The organism is Eikenella sp. (genome assembly GCF_057315495.1).
Map to the genome: position 1 here is coordinate 40957 of NZ_DBHKXY010000062.1, position 6344 is coordinate 47300.

The 6344-nt window shown below is 59.6% G+C and carries 4 protein-coding genes; 3 read left to right on the top strand and 1 reads right to left on the bottom strand.

Annotated features, from left to right (window positions below; all coding sequences use genetic code 11):
* Nucleotides 1–88 precede the first annotated feature (88 nt).
* The 3 genes from murI (at nucleotide 89) to ACO6EE_RS10205 (ending at nucleotide 5546) form a co-directional block, all read left to right on the top strand.
* Nucleotides 89–904, top strand: a complete 816-nt coding sequence (gene murI, locus ACO6EE_RS10195; RefSeq protein ID WP_485960903.1) for a glutamate racemase — start codon at nucleotides 89–91, stop codon at nucleotides 902–904.
* Nucleotides 905–987: 83 nt separating this feature from the next.
* Nucleotides 988–1608, top strand: a complete 621-nt coding sequence (gene purN / locus ACO6EE_RS10200) for a phosphoribosylglycinamide formyltransferase (protein WP_485960904.1) — start codon at nucleotides 988–990, stop codon at nucleotides 1606–1608.
* Between the two features lie 242 nt (nucleotides 1609–1850).
* A complete protein-coding gene (locus tag ACO6EE_RS10205) occupies nucleotides 1851–5546 on the top strand; it encodes a DUF2339 domain-containing protein (RefSeq protein ID WP_485960905.1) in 3696 nt (1231 codons plus the stop codon).
* Nucleotides 5547–5672: 126 nt separating this feature from the next.
* Here the strand turns inward: ACO6EE_RS10205 and ACO6EE_RS10210 are convergent.
* Nucleotides 5673–6344, bottom strand: a 672-nt coding sequence (locus ACO6EE_RS10210; RefSeq protein ID WP_485960906.1) for a transposase, incomplete at its 5' end; no start/stop codon positions are given.

Below are 6344 nucleotides of genomic sequence, written 5' to 3' on the forward strand. Positions count from 1 at the left end.
AAAATCGAGACAAAGATTTCAGGTAGCCTTTCGCTTATCCGCCGCGCGTGTACAATACGCCTTTTCCCGCAACAGCAAACCCAGCAACATGAAACCGAACAGCCTCACGCAGCGCCCCATCGGCGTATTCGATTCCGGCGTCGGCGGGCTCACCGTGGTGCGCGCGCTGATGGAGCGGCTGCCCAATGAAAACATCGTTTATTTCGGCGACACCGCCCGCGTGCCCTACGGCGTGAAATCGCGCAGCACCATCGAAACCTACACCGCGCAAATCGTTGAATTCTTAATGCAGCACGACGTGAAAGCACTGGTGATTGCCTGCAATACCATCGCCGCCGTGGCCGGTGCCAAAGTGCGGCAAACCGTCGGCGGTATGCCCGTGCTCGACGTGATTGCCGCCGGTGCGCAAGCCGCGCTGGCTACCAGCCGCAACGGCCGCATCGGCATCATCGCCACGTCCACCACCGTCAATTCCAACGCCTACGCCCGCGCCATCCACGCGCAAAACCCGCAGGCGCGCGTGCCTTCCCAAGCTTGCCCGCTGCTGGTGCCGCTGGTGGAAGAAGGCTGGCTCGAGCACGAAGTCACCCGCCTCACCGTGCGCGAATACCTCAAGCCACTGCTCGCCGAAGACATCGACACCCTCGTGCTCGGCTGCACCCACTATCCCCTGCTCAAACCCCTGCTGCAAAGCGAAGCTCCGCATCTGGCGCTGGTGGATTCCGCGCTCACCACCGCCGAAGCCACTGCTGCCGCTTTGGCCGAAGCCGGCCTGCTCAACCCCAGCCAAACCCCCGCCGACTACCACTTCTATGTGAGCGATATCCCCCTGCGCTTCCAAACCATCGGCGAGCGCTTCCTCGGCCGCAGCCTCGAGCAGATTGAAATGATGCGGCTAGGCTAATTGCCCCTAATCTTTTCAGGTAGCCTGAGTAACGCCACAGGCTACCTGAAACATATCCCAACCACTTTTCCAACTACTCCGCCATGACCAAAACCGTCATCCTCATTTCCGGCCGCGGCAGCAATATGCAGGCCGTGGTGCAAGCCAATATTCCTAATCTGCACATCGCTGCTGTGCTCTCCGACAATCCCCAAGCCCCCGGGCTGGCCTGGGCGGCAGAGCAGGGCATCCACACCGCCGCCCTCAATCCCAAAGACTTCTCCAGCCGCGCTGATTTCAACCAAGCCATGCTCGAGATGGTGGCCGGCCACGCGCCCGACCTTGTGCTGCTTGCCGGCTATATGCGCATTCTCCCGCCCGAGTTTTGCAGCCGCTTTGCCAATCAAACCATCAACATCCATCCCTCTCTGTTGCCTGCCTTCCCCGGCCTGCACACCCACCAACGCGCCATCGACGAAGGCTGCCGTCTCGCCGGCTGTACCGTGCACTTCGTTACCGCCGAGCTCGATTGCGGCCCCATCATCGCCCAAGGCGCCGTGCCCGTGTACGATACCGACACTGCCGATACCTTGGCCGAACGCGTGCTGAAAATCGAACACCAGCTGCTGCCGCAAGCCGTGGCCGATTTTGCCGCCGGCCATCTGAGCATCCACGGCAAACGCGTACACAACCGGCGCACCGCAGGCGAAGCCGGGCAAGGTTGAGCATATGGCAAGCAGGGGCAACTTAATAGTGTCCAAATCAAAATGTTTTGTTTAACTTTTTCAGGTAGCCTCTCCGCAAGAGGCTACCTGAAAATTTTTGGGCGGCTATTTTGCCGCATTCCCCGCCGCCAGCAGATACCGCTATAATCCATCCAAGTAATAATCTAATCAAACTATTTTGGCGAAGCCCGCTGTGTTCGCTTTCAGGTAGCCTGTGCGCTGCCGCCCAAACGAGGTGTGATATGGCTTTTGTCGTAACCTTATTGCTGTTGATGTTCGGTGCTTTTGTGGTGATGTTGTTCCAAACGAGGATGCAGCAGCAGGAGATGGCCGAACAGCTATCGCGCTTGCAGAAAGAAGTGGAACAGCTGCGCCGCCGCCAGCCCCTGCGGGAGCAAAGGCTGGCTGAAAGTGAAAGTAGCGAGCTGCGCCAAAGCGGGCAGGCGGTGCCTCAACACGTTGGGCAGGCCGGGCTTCAGCCCAATGCGCCTAGTGCGCCGCAGCCTGATTTCAGCGGCTGGCCGTACAACCCGAACGTGCCCACTTCCGCTGCTTCGGGCGCATCGCAGCCGAGTGTTGCCGCGTTTGATGCCATTCCTTCTGCGGCAGCCGGCCCGGCTCAATCAGCGCATCTGGCTGCCCATTCCCAAGCGGTAGAAGTGTCGGTACATCCGCTTCCTGCCCAATCTGGTCAACCTAACCCATCCACATTCGAACAACCTGCCGCGCCTGCGTTTTCAGGTAGCCTCACGGCTGCTGCTTCTGCAGCGGGAGAAAATGTGCCGCCTGCTCCGGCAGCGCAGCCTGCTCCCGCCGCACGGCAGCCTGAAGCGGCTGTTGAGGAACATGGCGTGATGCCGGGCAGCCGACCGGGCACGGTGAGAATCCGCAAACGGGGGACGGCGCAAACCGCAGCCCAAACGCCTGCACGCACTCCGGCTCAAGCAGCGATGGCGGCGCAAAGCCAAGCTCAAGCGGCTGCCCAAGCATCGGCCGATCAATCCGCCCAGTGGCGCCGCGTTGCCCGCCCGGCCGAGCGGGAGGAAAGTGCGTTTGCTCCGCTGATCGATTGGCTGATGCACGGCAACCTGCTGCTGAAAACCGGCGTGGTGGTGCTGTTTTTGGGGCTGGTGTTCTTGCTGCGTTTTGCTTCGGAGCGGATTCATGTGCCGATTGAAATGCGCTATCTGAGCGTGATGGGCTCGGGTTTGGCGGCTGCCGTGGCGGGCTGGTTTTTGCAACGTCGCCGCCGCGAATATGGCCTGATTTTGCAAGGCTTCGGCATGGCGGTGATGTATCTGACCACGCTGGCGGCGGTGAAGCTGCACCCGCTTCTGCCTTCTGGCACGGCTTTTATGTTGATGGTGGGGCTGGTGTGCGCAATGGCGGCGCTGGCGGTGCGGCAAGATGCGAAAATCATGGCGCAAGTGGCGCTTATCGGCGGTTTGGCCGCGCCGATTCTGGTGAGCGATGGCAGCGGCAGCCATGTGGTGCTGTTCACTTATCTGGCGCTGCTCAACACTGGCGTGGCGGCGATTGTCCGCTTCAAAACCTGGCGCAGTCTGAACCTTATCGGCTTTATCGGCAGCCTGTTTATTGCCGTGATGTGGGGCTCTGCTGAATACACGGGCGAGCATTTCGCCAGCACCGAGCCTTTCCTGATTTTCCACTGGTTGCTCTACACGCTCTTGGCCTGCCTTTACGCGCTGCATCGGCGCGATGAGGCTGATGAGGCAGCCGTGCCGGATAACGCTGGGTTGGACGAACTGATTGATAGTTTGGTACGCCACGGCATGACTATCGGCGCGATAGACGGCACGCTGCTGTTCGGCTCGGCTGTATCCGCGTTTGTGCTGCAATATCATATGCTGCCCGAGGGCGGCCATTGGGCGGCCGGTGCGGCGCTGGGTTTTGCCGCGGTATATGCCTTGCTGGCCGGGGTGTTCACCGGCAGCCGCGATTTCCCGCTGTTGCGCCAAGCGTTGGCGGCGCTTTCGCTCGTGTTCGCCACCCTGGCGGTGCCGCTGGCCTTTGAGCAGGCGGCCACGGTGGCGCTGTGGTCGCTGGAGGCTGGGCTGGTGTATGTGTTTGCACTGCGACAGCAGCGGCCGCACACGCGGTTTTTGGCGGTGGTGGTGTATGCGCTGTCGCTGGGTGCATTGCTGTTTGGCGGCGAATTGGGCTGGCAGATTGTGAGCGAAGAAAGTGTGCCGCTGCTGGTTGGTCCGTTGGTGCCCACATTGGCGACGGCCTCGACCGGTTTGGCCATGTATGCCGCTTGGCTGCGTTGGCGCTGCCGCGGTTCGGCCTATTGGGAAAGCTGTGCCCAGCGCGGCGCTTTGGGCGCAGGCCTGTTGCTCGCGGGGCTGCTGCCGCTGATGTGCCTGCCGCGCCATTGGGCAATGGTGGCTTTGGCCGCATTGGTTTGGGCGGCGGTGCGGGTGCAGGCGGTGTTACAGGATGCGTTTGCGCCCAACCCGCTGGCCGCACTTTCAGGTAGCCTCTCTGATGAAGGCGGGGCAGACGAAGATGCGGATGAGGCAGACGAATCCGCCTGGCTGCCCGGCAGCGGTTTGTTTGCAGTGGCCGCAGTAAGCTGGGGGATGCTGGCGATGCTGTTGCTGGCAGTTGTGTCCGGCGGGGAAGGCTGGCTGTCCACCATCTGCTGCTTTGCCGCCACGCTATTGTTGGGTGCGTCGGCCTACGCTTTGCACCACCAGGGCGAAGCATGGCTACCTGAAAATGAACCCGGTGCGCTTCTGCGCGGCAAACACAGGCGCAGCAGGCAGCAGCACGATACCGCGTTTCCACTCCCTCTGCTGCTGCACCAAGCTGCCGGCTGGTTGCTGCTCGGCTTGGCATTCTTGGGCACGATACTCTCTTCAGTCAACCTGCTGCACCATCTGCCGGAAAGCCTGGCCGGCAGCGCCCCGCTGTGGACTTTGCCGTTGCCCTTCGCGTTGTGGACGGCGGCAGCCTGGCTGCTCGATTGGCGGCAGGGCAGGCGCACTGCGCTTTTGCTGGTGCCGCTGCTGATTCCGAACGCCATGCTGCTGTTTGGCGGATTGAGCCGTGCCGATTTGGTGGCGCACGCGCTTTCAGGTAGCCTCATGCACCTGGCCTTGGCTGCCTTGTTGGCATGGGTTTTGCGCCTGCAAGGCTTCCGTTCGCACGATACCGAACGCGGCTGGAGCATGGCGGCGTTTGCGCTGTGGGCGGCTTCGGCCACCGCCTTCTGCGGCATCCTTGCCGGCGAAATACTGGGCGGCGTGTGGGGGCAAATCGGCTGGCTGGCGCTGCCGCTGGCGTTGTGGCTGCTGCTGTATCTGGGCCGGGAACGTGCCGCATTGCGCCCCTATGCGGCCGCCTGCTCGCTGCTGTGCGGCGGCTACGCCCTGATGTGGCTGGTGGCAAACAATGCGCTCGAGCCGCGCACTGTGCAACCCTTCACCTACTTGCCGCTGCTCAATCCGATGGATTTGGCCGGGCTGTTGGTGGGGGCGCTGTGGCTGCGCTGCGTTGATTTGTGGCAGGAAGAATTTGAGCTGGAAAGCGAGGGCCTGCGGCTGCACCTGGCCGGTTCGGTGCTGCTCGGCCTCACCCTGGTGAGCGGCGCGGTGCTGCGCCTGTGGTATTTCTATATGGGCGTGGGGTGGACGCTGCACGGCATCATGGCTTCCTTCAGCCTGCAGGCGGCGCTGTCGATCGTGTGGGCGACCACCGCCATCGGCCTGATGGTGTCCGGCCACCGCTTGAGACGTCGCATCCGCTGGATGGCCGGCGCCGGACTGATGGGCGTGGTGGTGCTGAAGCTGTTTACGGTGGAACTGGGTGGCAGCGGCGGCATCGCACGCATCGTATCGTTTATCGGTGTGGGGCTGCTGCTCCTGCTGGTGGGCTGGTTCGCACCCGTGCCGCCGAGGGAGGGGGAAGACTAGCAGCGGGCTGGTTGAAATGAGAAAGATACCGTAATCGAAAGTCAAGAACTTTTTAAAAACGCAAGCAACAGTAATGCAGCGGTAGCCATCGGCTGCCGCTTTTTTGCAACAGTTTAAACTGCTGTTTTACGCTGGTTTGTGCCGATTCTCGTCAAACGGCTGACCTGTTTTAATCACGGCATAGGCGTATTTGACGATTTTGCACATCATCAGGACATAGATTTGCTTTGGGTGTTTGCCCTGTTTTATCTTTTGTTCAAACCAAGGCCGCCACAGTTTGGATCTTAGACAAGCTGCCCGAGCCGGATAGTAAAGCGCTTTCCTTACTTTCTTATCGCCCATCTTGGATATTTTGGCTTGTCGAACGCTTGTGCCTGAATCTTTGATTACGGGCGATAGTCCTAAATAGCTGATTAACTTCTTTGAGTTCTCAAATTTATCTATATCAACCAGCACGGATAACAACCATGCGGCCGTTGTCTTTCCTACGCCGCTGATTGTTTGTAAAAGCTGTTGGTTATGGCTTAACTCTTTATCGGAATCTATCAAGCTTTGAATAGCGCTTTTACAGCTTTCTATCTCTGTTTTTATTACATCAATTATCCTGTTTATGCCTGACTTTATTACTTTGTCAGATACATCTTTTCTATTGCTTTCCATGTTAAGCAATACGTTTAATTGCTCAATGCGCCTACTTAATACCTTTAAAGTATTACGTTTTTCTGATAGCGGTTTCCATAATGGGGCATAAGTAACAAAAAAGGTGCTAAAGCCCCCCGCAAGCCTTATCCTGCAAGG

What these genes read in the sequence shown, in the direction of transcription:
- murI (WP_485960903.1), top strand. Translation starts at nt 89, where the DNA reads ATGAAACCGAACAGCCTCACGCAGCGCCCCATCGGCGTATTCGATTCC.
- purN (WP_485960904.1), top strand. Translation starts at nt 988, where the DNA reads ATGACCAAAACCGTCATCCTCATTTCCGGCCGCGGCAGCAATATGCAG.
- ACO6EE_RS10205 (WP_485960905.1), top strand. Translation starts at nt 1,851, where the DNA reads ATGGCTTTTGTCGTAACCTTATTGCTGTTGATGTTCGGTGCTTTTGTG.